Annotated in this window: 15 protein-coding genes; 6 read left to right on the top strand and 9 right to left on the bottom strand. The window is 49.0% G+C overall.

All coding sequences use genetic code 11. The features are described 5' to 3' along the window. Positions 1–31: 31 nt before the first annotated feature. From FEM33_RS17440 to FEM33_RS17480, 9 genes are all read right to left on the bottom strand, one after another. Positions 32–2,221 (bottom strand): catalase, encoded by a 2,190-nt coding sequence (locus FEM33_RS17440; protein WP_139013272.1) that lies wholly within the window; start codon positions 2,219–2,221, stop codon positions 32–34. 25 nt (positions 2,222–2,246) lie between these two features. Continuing rightward, the gene (locus FEM33_RS17445) at positions 2,247–2,798 is read right to left on the bottom strand and encodes a YciE/YciF ferroxidase family protein (protein ID WP_139013273.1); all 552 of its coding nucleotides are present in this window, start codon (positions 2,796–2,798) and stop codon (positions 2,247–2,249) included. A gap of 359 nt (positions 2,799–3,157) precedes the next feature. Continuing rightward, positions 3,158–4,789 carry an FAD-dependent oxidoreductase gene (locus tag FEM33_RS17450; RefSeq protein WP_229214310.1) on the bottom strand — a complete coding sequence of 544 codons (1,632 nt, stop codon included), beginning with the start codon at positions 4,787–4,789 and terminating at the stop codon, positions 3,158–3,160. Positions 4,790–4,831: 42 nt separating this feature from the next. Then, positions 4,832–6,853 (bottom strand): FAD-dependent oxidoreductase, encoded by a 2,022-nt coding sequence (locus FEM33_RS17455; protein WP_139013275.1) that lies wholly within the window; start codon positions 6,851–6,853, stop codon positions 4,832–4,834. 30 nt (positions 6,854–6,883) lie between these two features. Further along, positions 6,884–8,323, bottom strand: coding sequence for a RagB/SusD family nutrient uptake outer membrane protein (locus tag FEM33_RS17460; RefSeq protein WP_139013276.1), 1,440 nt, complete (start codon positions 8,321–8,323; stop codon positions 6,884–6,886). Positions 8,324–8,356: 33 nt separating this feature from the next. Further along, positions 8,357–11,605 carry a TonB-dependent receptor gene (locus tag FEM33_RS17465; protein ID WP_139013277.1) on the bottom strand — a complete coding sequence of 1,083 codons (3,249 nt, stop codon included), beginning with the start codon at positions 11,603–11,605 and terminating at the stop codon, positions 8,357–8,359. Between the two features lie 256 nt (positions 11,606–11,861). After that, on the bottom strand, positions 11,862–12,983 hold the full coding sequence (locus FEM33_RS17470) for a FecR family protein (protein ID WP_139013278.1): 1,122 nt from the start codon (positions 12,981–12,983) through the stop codon (positions 11,862–11,864). A gap of 103 nt (positions 12,984–13,086) precedes the next feature. Further along, positions 13,087–13,686: an RNA polymerase sigma factor gene (locus FEM33_RS17475; RefSeq protein WP_139013279.1), complete on the bottom strand. Its 600-nt coding sequence runs from the start codon at positions 13,684–13,686 to the stop codon at positions 13,087–13,089. A gap of 357 nt (positions 13,687–14,043) precedes the next feature. Next, on the bottom strand, positions 14,044–14,685 hold the full coding sequence (locus FEM33_RS17480) for a hypothetical protein (protein WP_139013280.1): 642 nt from the start codon (positions 14,683–14,685) through the stop codon (positions 14,044–14,046). Between FEM33_RS17480 and FEM33_RS17485 the strand changes: the two genes are divergently transcribed. The 6 genes from FEM33_RS17485 to FEM33_RS17510 all read left to right on the top strand — a co-directional run bounded on the left by FEM33_RS17485 (position 14,664) and on the right by FEM33_RS17510 (position 21,935). Continuing rightward, positions 14,664–14,969, top strand: coding sequence for a hypothetical protein (locus FEM33_RS17485; RefSeq protein ID WP_139013281.1), 306 nt, complete (start codon positions 14,664–14,666; stop codon positions 14,967–14,969). The two genes, FEM33_RS17480 and FEM33_RS17485, sit on opposite strands and share 22 nt — an antisense overlap. A 203-nt stretch (positions 14,970–15,172) precedes the next feature. Then, a complete protein-coding gene (locus FEM33_RS17490) occupies positions 15,173–16,816 on the top strand; it encodes a TldD/PmbA family protein (protein ID WP_139013282.1) in 1,644 nt (547 codons plus the stop codon). A 69-nt stretch (positions 16,817–16,885) separates the two neighbouring features. Continuing rightward, the gene (locus FEM33_RS17495) at positions 16,886–18,202 is read left to right on the top strand and encodes a TldD/PmbA family protein (protein ID WP_139013283.1); all 1,317 of its coding nucleotides are present in this window, start codon (positions 16,886–16,888) and stop codon (positions 18,200–18,202) included. Between the two features lie 132 nt (positions 18,203–18,334). Next, a complete protein-coding gene (locus tag FEM33_RS17500; RefSeq protein WP_139013284.1) occupies positions 18,335–19,972 on the top strand; it encodes a TldD/PmbA family protein in 1,638 nt (545 codons plus the stop codon). A gap of 11 nt (positions 19,973–19,983) precedes the next feature. After that, complete coding sequence (locus FEM33_RS17505; RefSeq protein WP_139013285.1) at positions 19,984–21,321, top strand: TldD/PmbA family protein; 1,338 nt, start codon at positions 19,984–19,986, stop codon at positions 21,319–21,321. Beyond that, a complete protein-coding gene (locus tag FEM33_RS17510) occupies positions 21,318–21,935 on the top strand; it encodes a DUF4159 domain-containing protein (RefSeq protein WP_139013286.1) in 618 nt (205 codons plus the stop codon). Before FEM33_RS17505 ends, FEM33_RS17510 begins: the two co-directional genes overlap by 4 nt. The last annotated feature ends 2 nt before the right edge of the window (positions 21,936–21,937 follow it).

A 21,937-nucleotide genomic window follows, 5' to 3' on the forward strand; every position in this document is an offset into this window, starting at 1 on the left:
GAGGCACCCTGTTTTTTATACTATTGCTTTATCAGGAAGGCACCTTTCTTGGTTTTTCACGTTCCCAGAAACGGTGCATGGCAATGGCCAGAATGAATTTATCCGCCAGTTCAGATGCGTTTTCACTGATAACAATGCCTTCTCTGAGCACGTTTTTATCAGAGAAGTCTGCCGGCAGTTTACTGCTGAAATACGTCGCTTCAATCACCTGCATGGCCGAGCTGTCTGCTGCTATGGGTTTGCAGTGCCGGAACGCTTCATTAAGAAAATGTACAGCATCTGCTTCGGCTTCAATGCTGGCGACACTGTTTGTTCCTCCCGGTACATACACCGCATCATATAAAACCGATGCAGCATTCAGAAAGCTGTAATCAACGGCAATTTGTGTATCATTTTCAGAAATGATAAATCCCTGATGCGGAGCAATGATTTCAACTACGGCCCCTGCACTGGTCAATGCGGACCTGACTGCATTCAGGGACTTTTCGTTCACACCGTCAGCCGCCAGAAATGCTATTTTTCTGGTTTTGATGCTGTCCTTTGGTGTATTGGCCATGCTCAGGGCAGCAGAAGCTGTAAGCTTTCCTTCTGTAATGACCGGCTGATAGTCCTTCGGATCTGCGTCGGCAGGATAGCTGTGGTTTATGGGTTGTTCAGGCTGCTGAGGCACGGTCAGTCCCAATGCATATCCAACGCCGGAAGCAAGGGATTTATCAATAAGGGACAAAATCCCCAGCATGCGCTCACGGATTGCAACCGTTTTAACCTTGCCAAGTTCAAAGCTCAGTGCATCAATGATATGATTTTTTTCAGGATCGGACTGGCTGTTGAAAAACAACCTGGCCTGACTGAAATGATCAAAAAAGCTCTTGCTTCTTGCACGCACTTTACGGGCATCAATTTTCTCCGGATAGGATGTATACCCACCTTCCTGAGCCTTTGCCTGGTACGGCGCGCCATCGCCAAGAGAATTGGGACTGTAGCTTACCTTCCCGCGGTTGATGGTCTGGCGCATGTAGCCGTCCCTTTGATTATTATGTACGCTGACAATCGGCCGGTTGATCGGGATCTCCTGAAAATTGGGGCCACCCAGACGGATCAGCTGTGTATCGGTATAGGAAAACAGCCTTCCCTGCAACAGGGGATCATTTGTAAAATCAATACCCGGAACAACATGTCCGATATGGAATGCAACCTGTTCGGTTTCGGCAAAGAAATTATCCGGGTTACGGTTCAGTGTCAATTTGCCCACGCGCTGTACCGGCACAAGTTCTTCGGGGATGATCTTGGTGGAATCAAGCAGGTCAAAATCGAATTTGTGCTCATCGGCTTCCGGCACCACCTGAATGCCCAGTTCCCATTCCGGGAAATTTCCGCTCTCAATCGCATCCCAAAGGTCCCTGCGGTGAAAATCGGGATCCTTGCCCGAGATTTTTTGTGCTTCGTCCCAGGCTACGGAATGTACGCCCAACAGTGGTTTCCAGTGGAATTTGACAAAGTTAGACTCGCCTTTGGCATTGATCAGCCGGAATGTATGTACGCCGAAACCTTCCATCATCCGGTAACTGCGCGGAATAGCCCGGTCGCTCATCACCCACATGATCATATGTGCCGATTCCGGCATAAGGGAGATAAAATCCCAGAACGTGTCGTGGGCAGAAGCTGCCTGTGGAATTTCGTTGTCAGGTTCAGGCTTTACGGCATGGACAAGGTCCGGGAATTTGATGGCATCCTGAATAAAAAAGACAGGCATGTTATTTCCCACCAGGTCAAAATTGCCTTCCTGTGTGTAAAACTTGACGGCAAATCCCCTTACATCACGTGCCAGATCCGTAGAGCCCCGCGATCCGGCAACCGTTGAAAAACGGACAAATACCGGTGTTTCCAAAGAAGGGTCTGAAAGAAAATGCGCTTTTGTAATTTCTGACAATGATTCATATACTTTAAAGACGCCATGTGCGCCGGAACCACGCGCGTGCACAACACGCTCCGGAATCCGTTCGTGGTCAAAGTGCGTAATCTTTTCTCTCAGTATGAAGTCTTCCAGCAAGGATGCGCCGCGTTCACCGGATTTCAGTGAATTCTGATCATCATTGATTTTTACGCCGTGGTTTGTAGTCATAAACGCACCCGCTGCTTCCTCCTTGTGAGGTTCGAGATGGTCTAATTTATCATTATCAGGTTGGTTAACTGGTATTTCGGAGTCTTTATTAGTCGCCATTGATAGGTATTTTTAATGAGATTTTTCAGGCTTCATGGGAAGCTTTGTAGTTTACATTGTTTTCTGCAATTTCGGTCAGCAGGCTGTCTGCCTCTTTTTCCTCACTTAATGTCTGGGCCAGTATTTCTGCCACATCATCATGGCCGAGTGTCTGAGCCAGCTGCGTGAGTCCTCCGTATGTTGCAATTTCATAATGTTCTACTTTCTGAGATGCCAGGATGATTCCCACATCCCTGGTAGCAGTGCCGGCCTCGGTGCTCTCCACAATGCTTTCACCTTCTTTGGCCAGACCTCCCATCGCATCACATTTCTTGGCAATGGCTTTTTCTCCCAGTATGTCAAAAATCTGTTCAAGTCTTTTCACATGCGTTTTTGTAACTGTAAGGTGTTCCTGAAGCGCACTGCTTAAAGCACTGGAAGTTGCGGAAGAAATCATTTTGGGAAGGGTTTTTACCAGATGGTTTTCTGCCCAGTATATGTCCCGGACAGAATCCAGAAACAATTCATTTAATGCTGGGTCTGCTTTACCCGAGGTTTTGGTTTTGAACTTTGGTTCTGTTCCAGATTCGTTTTTCATAAATTTTGGTATTAGGATGTTAATTTTTTGTAACCGGCAAGAACTGTTTTTGGGGAATGACACTTTTAAATTGGCCATTCAGTGGTTACAGTCAGTTGTTCAATTATTGTACCAGATGTACTTTGGTCTTTAAAAATTACCTCTTCATCCCATCCCGGCTATGACATAACAGTCCATACGGACGCCTGTTTCTTGCGACCGGTTCTTTACAGGCATTGACTGCACGAACGCAGTGCTGCCGCTGTTTGCAAAAAGCATCAAAATCAACAGAAAGCTTGTTTACGAGATCGGGGTTTCAAAACAATACCCTGCAATCTGCGATTTGCCGGGTATTGTTTTGAAATTTTGCTGCGTAGAATCTACGGTGCGGCAAACTCTAACTTCTGCTTGTCTTTGAGAAGCTGTGCACGCAACCGGGCATAATCCACGTCCTGCACGGCGATTTTGGAATCAATTGCCTGAACAGCAGCCGATGCGGCGCTTTGGCCCAGTATCATAAATACAGGTTCCATCCGGATTGATCCGTAAGCAATGTGTGAAGCCGAAAGGCAGACCGGCACGAGCAAATTCTGGCATTCTTCCTTTTTCGGCACCAGCGATGCATACGAAATCGCATAAGGCGTTTTGGGGTGCACGCCGATGTCACCTTCATTTTGCACAAAGCCATCCTCTTTTACATAACGTTGTGCATTATGTGCATCCAGCGAATACGAACCCATTCCTACGGACTGATTCACCGCTTTTTTTCCCAGCGTTTCATTTTCGGTCATTACTTCCTTGCCCAGCATCCGGCGCGCTTCCCGAACGTAAATCTGGTGCGGCCAGCCGCCATTGTCTTTAAATTCATCCTTCGGCAAGCCCCATTTCTGCATTTCCGTACGTACATCCTGCGGAACGTGTTCATCATTTTGAAGATAATACATCAGGCCTTTCTGGTAAAGCTCGTGCTCCCGGATGATCTGCCTGCGCCTTTCATAGGTAGCATCGGGATAGTCGTAATTCTGTCCGATAAAATCCGTGCTGAACGGACCGTGGTTGTTGGTGTCCGTTTTTTTGTTCGGGATCGGGTCATATTTATTGAAAGTCTCCGTCCAGCCGGCCTTGTAAACGCGTGCCAGCAGTTCGTACTTCGAAGGATCGTAACCAACCGGTCTGGCAAAAGGAATGCGGTTTTCAGGGTTTTCAGAAAGGCACATCCGGAAGCAGTAAGCCTGAATTTTGTTATCGCCTTCACCGTTCCTGCCGATTTTCTCAGCATTGACATAAGGCAGCAGGCCGCTTTTCGGATCGCCTTCAATTTTGTACGGACTGATATTTTTCTGGAAATAGTGCCCGTGTTGGAAAACCCCCGCCTGAATGCCGTTCCATTCTTCACCATAAACACTATTGGCTTCCCGTCCTACGTGGTATTTCACGCCTGCCGCCGCCATGAGATCGCCCTCGTAAGTGGCATCAATGAACACTTTTCCGGTAAAGGTTTTACCCTTTAAAGTTTTGATGGAAACAATGCGGCTGTCTTTTTTCACGACGCCGCTTTGGCGGTCGAGCCATTCATCGCGGTAAATTTTCAGGTTATTTTCCTTGACAAAATCTTCAAATACCTGCTCGGCAACGTGTGGCTCGAAAATCCACATGGTCCGCTCGGCTCCGTCCATGGCGGGCGTGCCCTGCCCTTTGTTGCCGTACGCTTCCTTTTTTTGCCATTTCCAAGTTTCCGGCTTGTCGTAATACATGTAAATTCGGTGGTAAAACTCACGCGCAAGTCCGCCAATTACGGACTTGTTGCCTGTGTCCGTAAAGCCCAGCCCGCCGGATGTAAGTCCGCCCAAATGCTTGTCGGGCGAAACAACAATAACCGTCTTGCCTTGCCTGACCGTCTGTACAGCCGCCGTAACAGCCGCGGAAGTGCCTCCGTAAACGATTACGTCCGCCCGGTATTGATTTGCGTTTTGTGCATTCGCGGCAAAAGCAATTGCGCACGAAAACAGCATGAAGATCATTTTTTTCATTCCAAAAAAATTAAATGGTTAGGTTTAGTTTGACTGCGGCACAAGCATCACGGCATCCGCCAGGATCTGTCCGTCCGCACCCTTTGTGGAAACTTCGACATAAGCCGCATTGCCTTTGCGCAATGCATAGGTCCCGATGGATACCCACTCGCCCGAAGTCTGCCCGACGACCACGATATCCGACGTTTTCAGACTTGCATCCCTGCTGTTTTTTCCGTCAAAGAATGTGATCGGGTACTTGGAGGACAGGCCGGGTTGTTTGGCAAAATAGTAATAGGCTGTATAAGTTCCATCGGCTGGTACTACTGGCGTAAACCGTACGGTCTGCACCGTCTTGCCCGTACTGTCCGACAAAAGCAGCGAAGGTCCGTAACTGCCGCGCTTCCCCGGTTGCCAGTTGCCTGTCGTCTTTACATTTGTTTTGTTCTCGTTATCAACTACTACCTGCTGAATTTTACCCGTCGCAAGCGGATCGGCGGCCAGCTTTGCAATCAGCTTTTGCGTGTCGACTTTCTGCACAGGCACTTTTGCATCAATTGCCATCACAGCCGCAGCCGCTGCCGATTGACCCAAAACCATGAATACCGGCTCCATCCGGATCGATCCGTAAGCGATGTGCGTGGCTGAAAGACATACCGGCACCAGCAGGTTCGTACATTCTTTCTCTTTCGGGATGATGGAGCGGTAAGATACCGGATAAGGCCAGAGCGGCCCGATTTCCACATTGCCCTCATTCCGGGCCTGGCCGTCCACTACAAGCCGCTGAATGTTATGCGAATCCATCTGATACGCTGCCATGCCTACGCCGTCGTTCACCGTTTCCTTACCCTGGCAATGCGCCTGTGTCATCACCAGCTCACCCACCATCCGGCGCGCCTCGCGGATGTAAAGCTGCGGCGACCAGTTGCCTGTTTCCACGTATTCATCTCTGGGGTAACCCCATTTCAGCATCGACTCGCGCAGCTCCTGCGGAACACGCGGATCATGCCCAATGAAGTACAGCAACCCTTTAGTATAAACTTCGTGCTCCCTGATAATCTTCTCGCGCGTGGCATAATCCGCATCCGGGTAAGCATGGTTCATCCCGATCATGTCTGACGAAAATCCATTTCTGTTATTGATGTCCGTTTTTTTATTGGGCATGCCACTCCATATGAAATAATCGTGAAGCGACGTGCGGTTTGGCTGCTGCCGCATCAATCTGACGAGCAATTCGTAGCGGGTTGAATCATAACCTTCCGGGCGTGTAATATCAATACGGTTGGCAGGATCGGACGTCAGGCAGATGCGGTAATTATAAGCCTGTACTTTTTTGTCACCAGAACCGGCCGGCGCAAGCTTTTCATTAGAAACACCCCATACCAGTCCGCTTTCGGGCTTGCCAGGAACCTTATAAGGATCAATGCCGTGCGGAAGCTGGTGACCTTCCATGACCTGTACGCCATTATAGGTTTCATTGTAATCCGAATTGGCTTCCCGGCCTACGACATAGGAAACGCCCGCTTTGGCCATCAGGTCTCCTTCGTAAGAGCAGTCGATAAACATTTTGGCGGCCACCTGCATTTGATCCGCTTGTCCGGGCTTTTCACTGTTTTCCAAAACAATGGACGCAATCGCCTGTCTGTCTTTTTGGGCCGAAACAATCCTGCGGTTGTAAGTCACTTTAATGCCGGCTTCATCCAGATATTGCTGTAAATACTTTTTAGCTACGTGCGGCTCAAAAATCCATTGTTCAAACTTGCCGTAATGCTTGCCGAGGCGCCGGTAAAAATCGAGCGATAGACCTGTAATCGCGTATTTATTCCCGATATCCGTCTGTCCGAGTCCTCCTGACGTCATGCCGCCCAGGTGCCCGCCCGGCTCGATCAGGATCACCGTTTTACCCATTTTCCTAGCTGTGTAGGCAGCGATTACGCCCGAGGCGGTAGCGCCGTAAATGCACACATCAGCTTGTTCCGCAGCAGCCGGCCGCACTTCCGGTCTGAATCCGGATATGATGGAGGCCAGTATGCAAATGCTGAACCCCAGTACTTTTTTTATGATCATGTCTCTGTAAAATATGGACTCGTTAACATTTCAATAGCCCGGATTCTGCTCCGATGCTGTGATAGCTTTGTTATACAAAAGCTCCGAATTCGGGATCGGCCAAAGCATGTGCTTGTCGGCCACCACAATGTTTTTTACTTCCAGAATACGCTGCTTGGCGATGCCCAGGCGTTTGAGGTCGTTCCACCGCTTGCCTTCATACATGGTTTCATACCCGCGTTCCTGCACTACTTTGTCGATGAAGGAAGCCAGCGTAGGAAAGTCAGAAAGCTTGAAATCAATGGCAGAAACAGCATTCGAGTTCATGCCGTAGGCGCGGCGGTGTACTTTGTTGAGGCTTTCCAGTCCCTCGGCAGTAACTGCTTTGGCTGCACGCGCGTCGGCTTCTGCATGAAAAAGAAGCAGGTCGGCATAACGGTACCAGGGATAATCGTTGCCCGCTCCGGCTGTAGCCAGCGGATCGCGGTATTTGCGGAACAGGCAGGAAGTTGCACCCAGACCGATGTCCACATTGTACAGAATGTGCGGCTTTCTGAGGTCTTTATAATCCCAGTTTTTGATTACGGAGTTGCTTACAGAATCGGTGTACTGCGCGTAGACGCCGCCGGGTCCATAGTAGTTGTAAGGACCAATTTTCCGGTGCGCATAACTCACCAGCCCGAAACCCTGCTGACGCGAGAATTTGAAATAGAAAATCTCTTCGCTCGTGGTGACCACTTCGGGCCCGTATATTTTCTGGAAATCCTCAGCAACAGCTACTTCCACAAGTGCATACTTTTTTGAATCAATTACTTCCTTTGCCCTTGCTTTTGCAGAAGCCCAGTCTTCCTGATACAGGTAAATCTCCGAAAGAAGTGTCTTTGCGGCCCACTTGGTCGGCCGGCCGATTTCTGACGGATTGTCCGGCAGGTTTTGCTCGGCTTCCAAAGCATCGGCCAGAATGAGGGCGTAAACGTCGGGCACACTCGCACGCGGGATGTCGGCGACGGTCATGTTTTCCTCCGTCCGGAGCGGCACGCCGGCCCAGTTGCGCACCATGGCGAAATAGATCAATGCACGCAGATATTTGGCCTCAGCGACAAAAGACGTCTTTTCCGCATCGGTCATGCTGGTTCCTTTCGGCACGTTGCTGATCACCAGGTTGGCATTCCGGATGGATTGGTAAAAGCTTGTCCAGATGGAGCCCACACGGTTGATGTTGGTGTTATCCAGCCCCTGATACAGGCTCACGGGCGTCTGCGTACCGCGCGAGTTGCCGTAATCGGCAAGGCCTTCCAACTGGGCCGGATAATTGATCCCGACCCCGCCGTCCGAGCGCATCGGACCGTATATGGCATTTACTGCCGCTTTGGCTTCGGCGGCTGTGTTGTAAAAATTTTCGGAAGCAAGCGACTTCGGCTTTTCTTCCAGGATGTCCGAGCAGGACGAAAGCATGGCCGCCAGCATAAGGCAGCTTATTAATTTATGCATAAGAATATATCTGATTCTGGATGAAATACTGATTTAGAACCCGAGCCTGATGCCGACAGTAGTCGTTTTTGCTGTTGGATAAACATAATGGTCGATACCCTGCACAAAGGAATTGGAGCCGCCGTAGGAATTCACTTCCGGATCGTACCACGAGTATTTGGTAAATGTGATCAGATTTTGTCCGCTTACGTAAATCTGCGCCTGACGCATCCACTTGATATTGAGACTCGACACGGGCAGGTTATAACTTAGCTGAATGTTACGCACCCGGAGATAGGACCCGTCTTCCACAAACCGGTCCGACATTTGTGCCTGGGAAGATGTTTTGATGACCGGGTACTTTGCATTCGTGTTGGTCGGTGTCCAGTGATTCAGGTAAATATCGCGCGGCATGTTGAGCGCCTGGCCGTAATCATAGCCCTGGCCCTGCGCACTCAGGTTGAAAATATCATTGCCCTCCGACCCCTGCACAAAAATCGAGAGGTCAAAGTTTTTGAAAGTCATGGACGAATTGATCCCGTAAGTGTATTTCGGGTTCGGGTCACCAATGATCTTTTTGTCGCCGGTGTCGCGTGTGCCATTGTTGTTAAAGTCTTCATAAGCGATGAGCCCTTTCTCGTCATACCCTTTTTCAACATAACCATAGAAAGAACCCAGCGGGAAACCTTCACGAAGGATATTCACATTATCGCTCACCGCTGCACCGATCTCGCGGCCGAGGATGTCGCTGCCGCCATAAAGTTTGACAACCCGGTTTCTGTTGATGGAAATATTTCCGCCCAGGTTCCATTTGAATGCACCTTCCAGCACCGTACCGTTGATGCCGAGTTCAAATCCCTTGTTCTGTATCTTGCCGATATTCTGAACCGTGAAAGTGTAGCCGAGTGACGAAGGAAGGGCCACGTTATTTAGCAGGTCTCGCGTGTTTTTAATGTAATAATCTGCTGTCAGACTAATGCGGTTGTTCAGCATTCCCAGATCAATACCGAAATCTGTCTGGGCCGTGGTTTCCCATTTCAATGGCCCGGCAAGACGCTGGCCCGGCGCATACGAAACTGTAAGTGCATCGCCAAAAACGACCTGACCCGACGCCAGCTGGTTCAATGTAAAATAGGGATTAATGGAAGTATTGCCGGTTTCTCCGTAACCTACCCGCACTTTAAGATCTGAAATGAAGGAAATATCCTGGATGAATTTCTCCTCGCTCAGACGCCACGCCAGGGCTGCGGAAGGAAAATACCCCCATTTTTGTCCTTCACTGTACCTCGATGAACCATCCGCACGGAAGCTGATCGTGGCCAGTATCTTGTCATTGAATGTATAATTGACCCGGCCCAGATAGGAAAGCAATTTCCAGTTCAAATACGAGGAGCTCGGCACGCCCTGTGTTGCGGCTGCGCCGATGTCGTAGGTTTCCTGATTATCACTGATAAAACCCGTTGCGGAGGTCCGGAACGAAGTTGCCGTATAATCCTGATAAGTAAAACCGGCGACTGCGGAAATACGGTGCTTACCATAATCTTTCAGATAACTTACGGTATTTTCACTCAACAAGCTTACGACCTCATCTCTTCCCAATGCAGCAGAGCCTTTTGAATTGACAAACTGCGTGGTGGTATATGTATCCGTCCTGTCATTGGTTGTTTCCACTCCTGCGAGCGTTTTGATCTGCAGGCCTTTAACAGGCTCGAAAGTCACAGCCGCATTGGTCAGTATTTTATTGGAGCGGATTTTATCAGAATACCGGTTCAGGTAATTCAGCGGATTGATGATCACATTGGAACCCCAGGCATAAGCTTCTGCGAGTTTGCTGTAACTCCCGTCTTCCAGGATGGGCGCGATGGTCGGGTATGCGGAAAGGAACCCCGACATGAGCGTGCCGCCGCGGTTTCCGCCTTCCGAATTTTTACGGTCCGAGTCAATGCGGCTCAGAATGGAGCTGAGCTCAAATTTGAACATTTTACTGATGTCCGAGCTCAGGTTCAGACGCAATGCATTGCGCACATAATCGGAATTTTTGATAATCCCGTCCTGACTAAAATTACTCACAGAAGCCGAGAAACGCGTTTTTTCGCTTCCGCCGCTCACGCTCAATGCATGGTTCTGAATGGGCGCGCTTTGGAAAACCTGGTCCTGCCAGTCGGTTCCTTCGCCGAAACTGTTGATCTGATCCTGCGTAAAATGAGGTGCCAGGCCGTCATTGGCGGCTTGTTCATTGTAAAAGTTTGCATATTCCGTGGCATTCATCAGATCCAGCTTTTTCCTGATTTTCTGCACACCATAATAACCGTCGTAATCCACGGTGACTTTGCCCGCCTTACCGCGCTTGGTCGTGATCAGGACCACGCCGTTTGCGCCGCGCGAACCATAAATGGCCGTGGCGGATGCATCTTTCAAGACTTCAATGGACTCAATGTCCGCATTGTTAAGCAGCGTCGGGTTGCCCGAATACGGAAAGCCATCGACTACATACAGCGGCTCATTGCTGCCCTGGATTGAGTTGGTACCGCGCACACGCACGCTGATGGGGCTGCCGGGCGCACCGGTATTTTGTGAAACATAAACGCCGGCAGCACGTCCGGCCAGTGATTGCACAAGGTTCGTCACGGGATAGGCATTCAGTTCGGCGGATTTAATGGAAGCCACGGACCCGGTCAAATCACTTTTTTTTACCTGACCGTAACCAATGACCACGATCTCCTGCAGTGACTTATCTTCCAGTGCCATGCTGACCGTCAGCGCCGACTGCGTGCCCGGAACGACTTCCTGCGACTGATAACCGACGAAGCTGAAAACAAGCACCGCACCGGGCTCCGAATCCGGGATTTCGAGCTGAAAAACGCCTTCGCCATCGGTGCTAGTGCCGGTTTGCGTACCTTTCAGCACCACGCTCACGCCGGGAAGGCCATTCTGGGATTCGTCAAGGACTTTCCCCGTAACGATTTTCTTCGGGGCTGCGGACGGTGCTGTTTCTTCCGGGGTACTACCCTGCCGTTTCAGGATAATGATGTTTCCGGAGACTTCATACTCGAGGGCAAGCGGTGTAAGCACATGGTCAAGCACTTCATAAAGCGGCCTGTTCTGTACATTCAGCGTCACTTTACGCATCGACTGGATCAGCTTTGAACTGAATACGAACCTGACTTCGACCTGCTTTTCAATCTGGCTCAGCACTTTACGGATTTCAGAACCCGAGGCGGATACCGAAATTTTCTGAGACAAAAGCGATTGCGCGCTGCCCTCACGCGCATAGCCGGTTCCAAGACATAAAAGGGCGAACATGAGTTGGATAGCTGTTATTCTCATCGTCCACAAGAGCACCTTTCGGTACATCAATTTTTTTTTCATAGATTTGAACGTTTTGTTTTTTAGGAAAAAATTGGCAAAACAAACCCCTGCCTTCTTTCCGAGAAGGTCCATGACGCCAATCATTCAGGGGAATTCATGAACCGGTGATGCGGGAACATCGCCGGTTCTTTTTCAGGTAAGGCGGATCAGCTGGTTCGGGCTATTTTCATACACAGGGTTTATAGGTGATTTAATTCTTGCATCCTTTGCTCTGGACCACAATCTGTCCATCCACAATCTCATAAGTTGCTTCCACGGCCAGACAGATTATGCTCAGCTTTTCGCGTAGGGTCTGAGTATCCAGTTTGGCCGTCAGCGGACAGTCTGAAAGCAAATGCTTATCATAGCGGATTTCGATCCCATAAGCCTTTGCGATGGCGTCAAATGCTTCACTGACAGGAACATCTTCAAATTCAAAATGCAGCGCAGCCGCATCCGGCACAATGATCTCGGGCTCGGCGACGAGTGTTTTAACCAGCCGTACCTCGTTTTTTTCAAAAATTACTTTCTGGTTTGGCGACAAGATCATCCCGTTTGCTTCATGCCGGTCATTCAGCGCCTGGGAAGCTTTTCCGTATGCAGAAACGGATACCAGGCCGGTTTTTACTTCCACCGTCACTTCCCGGTTAGCCGGATAAGCCCGGATCAGAAAACTGGTACCCAGCACTTTGGTAACAAGCTCGCCGGCATACACGATAAAAGGTCTTTCGGGCGCTTTCTGAATATCAAAGAAAGCTTCACCGACCATGGAAACTTCACGAACCGACTGATCAAAATGCTCGGGGTAAGAAATCCGGCTGCCTTTCATCAAGGTAATGCGGCTGCCGTCTGGCAGCAGAACCAGCAATGGTGAAACGCCGTGGTTGGTTCGCTCCACCATCTGTTGCGCGTTGTGGCTGCCGGCACCGACGGTAGTTCCGGTTGATGATGTGACAGCCTGGTTTGTCTTCTTATGATTAACCATCCAGCCGACTGCCAGCAGCAGCAGTACGGAGGCAGCCACCCGGACCCATCGGGCATGGCCGATGTAATGGCTGATGTTCCATCTGCGCTCTTCCGGTTTAGGCGAGCCGATGCGCTGCAGAGTGGTATCCACCATCGACTTTATCTCCTCTTCGGACAGGCTGCTTTCTTTGATCTGCAGCGATTGTACGATCTGACGGGCACGGTGCAGAACCTCCGCCCGGGAAGGATTTTTGGCAAGCCATTCATTCCATGCCGCATGACTTTCCCGGGTGGGATGGAGCACCCACTGGCGGAAGTATTCGTCCCATACAAAATCGTCAACCTCAAAGTTTTTATAGTGCTCCATAGCCTGGTGAATGCGTCTGAATCACTATAGACAAAATCAGGTGCGGGATACCAACGGTTTATTAAATTTTTTCTTTGAAAAGATAAAAAAAAACAGGAAAACATCACGCCCAGAAGAAAAATCCGAGCAGGGCTGACACCAGATGCCAGCTTTTTCTGAGCTGTTTCAATGCAATTTGAAGCAGATTGGAAACTGTCTGGGGGGAGACGTCCATAATATGGGCGATCTGGCTGCGGTCGAGGTCCTGAAAAAAACGCAGATAAACAACCTCCTTCTGACGCGCGGGCAGCAAGTCCACAAAATGTTTGACACGCTGCGCCATCATCATCGTCGCTTCATTTTCAATGAATTCCTGCTCCACCGAAAACAAAATATCGAACTCCGCATCCTGCTCGTAAGCAGCAGTTTCCAAATTGAAGTTTTTGCTCGTCCGGTGCATGTGCCGTCGCAGGGAGGCCATGAGATAAGGCTTTACAGCTACGTCCGAAGCAAGGTAAGCACGTCGTTCCCAAAGATTAAGAAAAACATCCTGTATACAATCCTTCACAAATTCAGGGTCACGGGAAAACTTGTTGCCGTAGTGGAAAAGAATCTGGAAATGCTGCGACATGAGCTTGCCAAAAGCAGGCATATCGCCGGCCAGAAACAGCTTCCAGTTTGTCAGAACATCGAGTGGATCGGCAGATAAGGAGTTCTGCTTCATGAAATCCGTGTGTTAAGATTCGAATAAACAACCATTCATATGCAAATCACAACATTTTTTATTTAATTATTTCAAATCTGTGTTATTATAAGTTAAAATAATGAAAGGAGCCGAAAAGCCGCTTTTTACGTAATCCTGTTTGTTGTGAAACAGGATATTTTTTAACTAGTAGCTCCCGATCTAATAACAAACAGAATGGAAATCCTGGAAAGCCCTGATTTCCTCCTATAAAAGTTATTTCAGGCATTCTCGGGTAAAGATCATTTTCGCTGAACCACAACCTCCGCTTTTCTGGATTTCTTTACCGGAAAGTCTTACGAAGCTTCATAAACATTAAAATACCAGACCATACGTGCTTCAATCAGAAAGCTGGTATCTTAAAGCGACAATGCCCTGAAGATATCCGATGAATGGATCCGACTGAGCAGACCCTGCGCCAGGCTGGTAATTACGCTCTCGTCTCCCCAGATAATTGTTCTCCCGAATAACAAACGATTTTTGGAATCCCCAGTCCAGTATAAGAAAACGGGCCAGGTTATGCTGAAATCCGATGGTGGCAGCAGGAAACAGAACCATTCCTTTTTGTGAGACGGGCATATAGGTGTCCGAAAATTCGAAATTTTCAGACAGCTTTTGCTGTAAAGCTGTCTGCCGATACTTTGACAAGACCAGAAATGCTCCTAGGAAGAAACGGTTATTTTTCTGCTTTCCTGAAATTGATGCGGGATAGAGCCTTGCCCCGGCTTTAAGAAAAGTTCCGGATGTTCTTCTCTGACTAACCCCGTCATACACTTTGTAATTTATCAATCCGGTGTGGCCTGTTCCGAAAGTATGTCCGAAATTCAGGTTCAGTGAATATCCCGGATGACGCCGGAATTCGGAGCTGATCTCTGCCGACCTGGCTATGACAGGCGGAATGTTAATGCCTGCACTGGTTTTCCATTGAGCCTGACTTATTGCCGGAATTAAAAAGAACAGTGATAAGAAGAAAAGCCTCATTATGGAAGTTGTTTTGCAATTATGACATTAAAATAGGCATTCTCAGAAAACGGCTGTTTTCGTACCTGCACAATTCCATTTTCCGCGACAGTAATCAGGATAACAGGCCGGTACTTGGTTTTCAGCCTACATTCCGGGCAGTGAATAAAGATATAAAAAACCATTGTATGCTGCTCAGAAGAAACAAGATTCTTTACAGCACGATAACTTCCCATTATAAACACGGTTTTGACCCGAAGTCAGCTGCATCCGCACTCGGTTTGATCCAGTGCAAAGGGCTTTAAAAATCAGCCAGTCCGCTATGGATTGGCTGATTTCTGTTTGGAGCCAATATTCGGAAAATAATGACCACAGCCATATTTGTTGAAAATATTTTTTACATTGTGTTTTCAATCTGACATTCTGATACGAAGCCGCTTTCATCATTCTGACTGCATGGATGGCTTTTTTCGATTTGAATGGACTTCAATTTACATCCTGAATCTTAATGAAAAGAAGAGATTTTATGCAAATGGCCGGGCTCGGCACGGGCGCTTTGATGCTTGCCTCCGTTCCGGTTACCGGCAATCCCGTGAGCGCAGCACATTTGCTCGAACCGTGGATCGACGCCGCTGCCAAGAAAAAGTTTTCGGAAATTGCGCTGAATGCGGCCAGAAGCAAAGGTGCAACGTACACGGACGTCCGGATCGGGCGCTATTTGCAGCAGTATCTTTTCACCCGCGAAAAACAGGTTCAGAACATCGTCAATGCGGAATCCTATGGCGTCGGCATCCGTGTGATTGCAAATGGGACCTGGGGATTTTCGGCCACCAGCGATGTGACCGCGGAAGGCATTGCCAGATGTGCTGCAACGGCTGTTGAAATTGCCAAAGCAAATTCAAAGTTTCAGAAAGAGCCGGTTGTACTGGCTGAGCAAAAAGGAGTCGGCGATAAAACATGGAAGACGCCGATCCGGAAAAATGCATTCGAAATTCCGATTCAGGAAAAAATAGACCTTTTAATGAATGTGAACGGAGAGGCGATGAAAAATGGTGCCGGTTTCGTGACATCCAATTTGTTCTTTGTAAACGAACAAAAATACTTTGCCTCATCCGACGGGTCGTTTATTGACCAGGATGTGCACCGGATCTGGCCCACATTCACCGTTACCGTAACGGACAAGGCTGCCGGCAAATTCAAGACACGCGACGCTATCAGCTCACCGATGGGTATGGGCTACGAGTATCTGGACGGTCTGGCTTCCGAAAAAATTGCCGGCCCCAATGGGCTGGTTGGCTACCGGAATTCTTACGACATGGTGGAAGATGCCATGATGGCTGCCAGGCAGGCGAAGGAAAAAATGACTGCCAAATCGGTACTGGCAGGCAAATATGACCTTGTTCTGGACCCCAATCACCTTGGATTGACCATTCATGAATCGGTTGGTCACCCTACGGAACTTGACCGCGTGCTGGGTTATGAAGCCAATTATGCCGGAACGAGCTTTGCAACGCTGGATAAATGGGAGTCAAAAAACTTTGCTTACGGAAGCAAGCTGGTGAACATTGTTGCGGACAAAACACAGCCTAACACGCTTGGAGCCGTCGGCTATGACGACGAAGGCGTTCCCTGCAAGGAATGGGACATCATCAAAGACGGTGTTCTGGTCAATTATCAGGCCATCCGCGATCAAGCAAAGATCATCGGCGAAAAAGAATCGCATGGCTGCTGTTATGCTGATAACTGGAATTCGGTTCAGTTTCAGCGCATGCCCAACATTTCATTAAAGCCGGGCACCGAAAAACGCAGCGTGCTGGACATGATCAAAGGCGTTGAAAAAGGCATTTACATCATTGGCCGGGGCTCCTACTCGATTGACCAGCAGCGTTATAATTTTCAGTTTGGCGGTCAGGTCTTTTATGAGATCAAAAACGGAGAAATTGCGGGCATGCTGGACGATGTGGCTTACCAGTCCAACACACAGGAATTCTGGAATTCGTGTTCACAGCTTTGTGACAAAGACGATTACCGCACATTCGGCTCGTTTTTCGATGGAAAAGGCCAGCCTGCACAGGTGAGCGCAGTTTCCCACGGAAGCGCGACTTCCCGGTTCGACGGCGTCAATGTCATCAACACGGGACGCAAAATTTGATTAAAACGCAAACAGCAGTAAATTCTCTGCTGATCAGCCACATTTTTTTAAGCAAATCATTTTCGAAAAATGGCCATTTTATCCAAGGAAGAAGCGAAAAAAATCATCGATAAAGTTCTGGCATTTTCAAAGGCCGACGAAATCAGCGTGGGTTTGGACGGTAACCGGACCGGCAACATTCGTTATGCAAGAAATTCTGTTTCAACAAGCGGAGAAACGACCGATTTGTCCCTCTCGGTGACTTCGGTTTTCGGCAAAAAATCCGGAACGTCAACGATCAACGAGTTCGACGACGCCTCTCTGGAAAAAACGGTCCGCAGAGCCGAAGAAATAGCAAAACTGGCTCCCGACAACCCCGAATACGTGCCCATGCTCGGGCCGCAACAATATACGGACACCCATTCTTTTGCCGAAGCAACCGCTGCGATCAACCCGGATTACCGCGCAAAAGCAGCTTTTGACAGCATCGATCCCTGCGCAAAGAAAAACCTGACAGCCGCGGGTTACATGGAAGACACGGCCGGATTTTCGGCCATGGGGAACAACAAAGGTCTTTTTGGTTACAATAAGGCCACATCGGTTGACTTTTCGATTACCGTACGCACGGCAGATGGCAGAGGTTCCGGTTATGCCGCACGGGATTACAATGACTCCTCCAAGTTAAGTACGGCTTCCGCAACGGAAGTGGCCATGCAGAAAGCGCTTGCATCTGCATCGGCAAAGGCACTGGAACCGGGAAAATACACTGTAATCCTCGAACCAACGGCCGGCGTGGACCTTTTGCAAAACATGATGCGCAGCATGGACGCACGGAATGCAGATGAAGGCCGGAGTTTTCTGGGCAAAAAAGGAGGCGGAACAAGACTTGGCGAAAAGCTTTTTGACGAACGCGTAAACATTTATTCAGATCCGCAGAATATGGAGATTCCCGGCTCGCCGTTCAGCGGTGACGGACGCCCGCAGGAGAAAGTGATGTGGGTGGAAAACGGCGTTGTGAAAAACATGTACTACTCCCGCTTCTGGGCTCAGAAACAAGGCGTCAAGGCAATTCCGGCTCCTTCCGGATTTATCTTTCAGGGCGGAACAGAGTCGCTGGCCGATCTGATCAAGGGAACAGAAAAAGGCATTCTGGTTACAAGACTCTGGTATATCCGCGCCGTAGACCCGCAAACGTTGCTTTACACCGGTCTTACGCGGGACGGCACTTTTTACATTGAAAACGGGCAGATCAAATATCCGGTGAAAAATTTCCGGTTCAACGAAAGTCCGGTTATCATGCTCAACAATCTGGAAGCAGTTGGCAAGCCGGTGCGTGCAAGCGGGAACCTCGTGCCTCCGCTGAAAATCCGTGACTTTACATTTACGAGCCTTTCGGATGCTGTTTAGAGGCCGCCGCTCAAACGCGTAATGATCCTCCGGTAAAAAGAACGTGGATTCTCAGGAATCTTTTCGCCAGATTATGCTGTGCGCTTTTTTGCCAAAAAAATCAATTCGTCACGATCAGTAAACATATATATTTTGAAACGCAGGGACTTTATACAATTGGCCGGATTGGGAACGGGAGCGTTCATGATGCCTGCCTTTGCCATGGGCAGGAATGTTTCACCCGAGGCATTTCTTGAAAAAAGCGTTGATGTGGCCGTCAAAAAAAGGCTTGCCGATGCCGCGCTGAATGCTGCAAAATCCGGAGGTGCTTCTTATGCCGACGTCCGGATTGGCCGTTATCTCAATCAGTTTGTGGTTACGCGCGAGGATAAAGTTCAGAACATTGTGAATACGGAATCCTATGGCGTGGGCGTGCGGGTCATTGCAGACGGTTGCTGGGGCTTTGCCGCGGTAGTGGATGTGCACAATGAGGCGCAGATGGCAAAAGCCGCCGAAGATGCCGTAGCCATTGCCAAAGCAAATGCCAGACTGATGAAAGAACCCGTTCAGTTAGCACCTCAAAAGGGTTTTGGCGAAGTAAGCTGGAAAGCGCCGATCAAGAAAAATGCATTTGAAGTGCCCATCAAAGAAAAGGTTGACCTGTTGCTTTCCGTCAATGATGCCGCATTGAAAAACGGTGCCAATTATGTCAATTCAGTGCTTTTTCTGGTGAATGAACAAAAATATTTTGCTTCTACGGACGGCTCTTACATTGATCAAGACGTGCACCGCATCTGGCCGATTTTCAACATCACGGCCATTGACCCGAAAAGCGGCAAATTTGAAACCAGAAACGCATTAAGTGCGCCGATGGGCATGGGTTATGATTATCTGCAATCCAATCCTTCGGACAAAATCACCGGCGTAACCACACGTTACAACAAAGGTTATGACATGCTGGAAGACGCCATAGCGGCGGCCAGGCAAGCCAAGGAAAAGCTGACCGCAAAATCCGTAGAAGCCGGAAAATACGATCTGGTCCTGGATCCGTCACACCTTTGGCTGACCATTCACGAATCTGTCGGTCACCCGCTGGAACTGGACCGCGTACTCGGATATGAGGCCAATTTTGCAGGCACTTCTTTTGCAACACTGGACAAATGGCAATCCAAAAACTTCCAGTACGGCAGCAAGCAGGTGAACCTCGTTGCCGACAAATTGCAGGAAGGTTCTCTTGGCGCAGTAGGCTGGGATGACGAAGGAGTGAATACAAAGAAATGGGATCTGGTAAAAGACGGCGTTCTGGTAAATTACCAGGCCATCCGCGATCAGGCGCACATCATTGGTGAAAAAGAGTCGCATGGCTGCTGCTATGCCGACAGCTGGTCGTCTGTGCAGTTCCAGCGAATGCCGAATGTTTCACTGGCTGCGGGCAAAACGCCGTTGTCTGTGGACGAGATGATCAAGGATGTTAAAAAAGGCATTTACATCATTGGCGACGGTTCTTTCTCCATTGACCAGCAGCGCTACAACTTCCAGTTTGGCGGACAGCTGTTTTATGAGATCAAGGACGGCAAGATCGCGGGAATGCTGAAAGACGTTGCCTATCAGTCGAATACACAGGAATTCTGGAATTCCTGCACGCAGGTTTGTGATGAAAAGGATTACCGTCTCGGCGGTTCGTTCTTCGACGGAAAAGGTCAGCCTTCACAGTCAAGCGCCGTGTCGCACGGCAGTTCCACCACGCGTTTCAATGGCGTGAATGTCATCAATACAGCCCGCAAAATCTAACCCGTTCAGCCATGTCAATCATACTATCTGAAACTGAAGCGAAAGCATTGTTGCAAAAAGTGCTGGCTTACTCCAAAGCGGATGAATGCGAAATAAACCTTCTGGGCGAAGAGCGTGGAAACCTGCGTTATGCACGAAATGAAGTCTCGACAAGCGGATCGCTCGTTAACCAGAATTTATCTGTTCAATCCGCCTTTGGCAAAAAAGTAGGCGTTGCGACCATTGATGAATTCAGCGATGAATCTCTGGAAAAAGTGGTGCGGCGTTCCGAAGAACTTGCCAAACTTGCTCCTGAAAATCCTGAATATATGAGCGTTCTGGAACCGCAGACTTATCTCAAATCATCCGGTTTCTTTGAATCCACCGCTGGCATTGATGCCGGTAAGCGCGCGGATGCGGTTGCGAATAGCCTGGAATTATCAAGAGGGAAAAACCTGACTGCCGCGGGATTTCTGGACAATCAGAAAGGCTATTCGGCCATCATGAATTCCAAAGGTTTATTTGCTTATTATCCGAGCACGAGCGTCAACTTTTCGCTTACTGTCCGCACGCCGGACGGAACGGGCTCGGGTTACATTGCGCGGGGTTACAGTGATATAAACAAGCTGGATACGGCCGCAGCGACAACCATTGCAATCCAGAAAGCCATGGGCTCCATGCATGCAAAAGCACTGGAACCCGGAAAATACACCGTGATTCTGGAACCAACGGCGGCAGCGGTTTTGCTGGAAAATATCTATTTTAATTTCGATGCCAGAAGTGCAGACGAAGGTCGCTCGTTCCTGAGTAAGCCGGGCGGAAAAACAAAACTGGGAGATAAAATCGTGGACGAGCGCGTGAACATTTATTCGGACCCTACGCATCCCGACTTACCCGCATCGCCGTGGTCGGGTGACGGGCAGCCTTTGCAGAAAGTGAGCTGGATTGAAAAAGGTGTTGTCAAAAACATGGTTTATTCGCGTTACTGGGCACAAAAGAACAATGTGCAGCCCGTTCCGCAGCCGAGCAATGTCATTATGGAAGGCGGCACGGCGACGATGGAAGAATTGATCAGATCCACCAAACAAGGCATTTTGGTGACGAAACTCTGGTATATCCGCGAAGTGGACCCGCAAACCTTGCTGCTCACCGGACTCACGCGCGACGGCACGTTTTACATTGAAAACGGTGTCATCAAGCATCCCGTCAAAAATTTCCGTTTCAACGAAAGTCCGGTCATTATGCTGAACAATCTGGAAGCACTGGGGAAATCCGAGCGGGTTGTGAGCACGGAATCGGACCAGAATTACCTCGTTCCGCCGATGAAAATCAGGGAGTTTACATTTTCATCACTTTCCGACGCAGTTTGAAGCCTTTTTTCTTTACACGGATTCAGTACACGTCCGGAAACTGGGACACCGACCAGCGAATGCCGTCCAATTTGCTGCATTCGCTGGTTGAATATACCACCATTCCCATTGACGAGCAGGAGAAAGTGGTACAACTGGATAGTAACGAGATCTTTAAAAGTCCCTTTTGCTATCTGAGCGGGCACAAGCTCGTCGAGTTCTCCACACAGGAAAGGGATCATTTCAAAAGGTATGTGCAGAATGGCGGCTTCGTTTTTGTGGACGACTGCAACCATGATATCGACGGTCTTTTTGCCAAATCATTTGAGCAGGAAATGGAGCGCACATTTGGTCCGCGCGCTTTGCAGAAAATACCAAACAACCATCCGATTTATCACAGCTTTTTCAAATTTGAAGATGGCCCGCCCACCACTTCTTTCGAGCTGAATGGCTGGGGCGATGATCTTGTGCACGATTATCTGAAAGCCGTTACGATCAATGGCAGGATCGGTGTCCTTTACAGCAACAAGGATTACGGCTGTGAGTGGGATTACGATTTCAGGAACAAGCGTTTTCTGGCCGTTGACAATACTCGTTTCGGGGTGAATATCGTGGTTTATGCATTGAATGCATAATA

This window comes from Dyadobacter flavalbus, from assembly GCF_006149045.1.
Lineage (GTDB): Bacteria > Bacteroidota > Bacteroidia > Cytophagales > Spirosomataceae > Dyadobacter > Dyadobacter flavalbus.

Bases quoted from the DNA above. Each gene is read 5' to 3' on its own strand.
- FEM33_RS17490 (WP_139013282.1), top strand. From the start codon at position 15,173: ATGAAAAGAAGAGATTTTATGCAAATGGCCGGGCTCGGCACGGGCGCT.
- FEM33_RS17445 (WP_139013273.1), bottom strand. From the start codon at position 2,798: ATGAAAAACGAATCTGGAACAGAACCAAAGTTCAAAACCAAAACCTCG.
- FEM33_RS17480 (WP_139013280.1), bottom strand. From the start codon at position 14,685: ATGAGGCTTTTCTTCTTATCACTGTTCTTTTTAATTCCGGCAATAAGT.
- FEM33_RS17440 (WP_139013272.1), bottom strand. From the start codon at position 2,221: ATGGCGACTAATAAAGACTCCGAAATACCAGTTAACCAACCTGATAAT.
- FEM33_RS17465 (WP_139013277.1), bottom strand. From the start codon at position 11,605: ATGTTCGCCCTTTTATGTCTTGGAACCGGCTATGCGCGTGAGGGCAGC.
- FEM33_RS17505 (WP_139013285.1), top strand. From the start codon at position 19,984: ATGTCAATCATACTATCTGAAACTGAAGCGAAAGCATTGTTGCAAAAA.
- FEM33_RS17455 (WP_139013275.1), bottom strand. From the start codon at position 6,853: ATGATCATAAAAAAAGTACTGGGGTTCAGCATTTGCATACTGGCCTCC.
- FEM33_RS17460 (WP_139013276.1), bottom strand. From the start codon at position 8,323: ATGCATAAATTAATAAGCTGCCTTATGCTGGCGGCCATGCTTTCGTCC.
- FEM33_RS17470 (WP_139013278.1), bottom strand. From the start codon at position 12,983: ATGGAGCACTATAAAAACTTTGAGGTTGACGATTTTGTATGGGACGAA.
- FEM33_RS17495 (WP_139013283.1), top strand. From the start codon at position 16,886: ATGGCCATTTTATCCAAGGAAGAAGCGAAAAAAATCATCGATAAAGTT.
- FEM33_RS17450 (WP_229214310.1), bottom strand. From the start codon at position 4,789: ATGCTGTTTTCGTGCGCAATTGCTTTTGCCGCGAATGCACAAAACGCA.
- FEM33_RS17475 (WP_139013279.1), bottom strand. From the start codon at position 13,686: ATGAAGCAGAACTCCTTATCTGCCGATCCACTCGATGTTCTGACAAAC.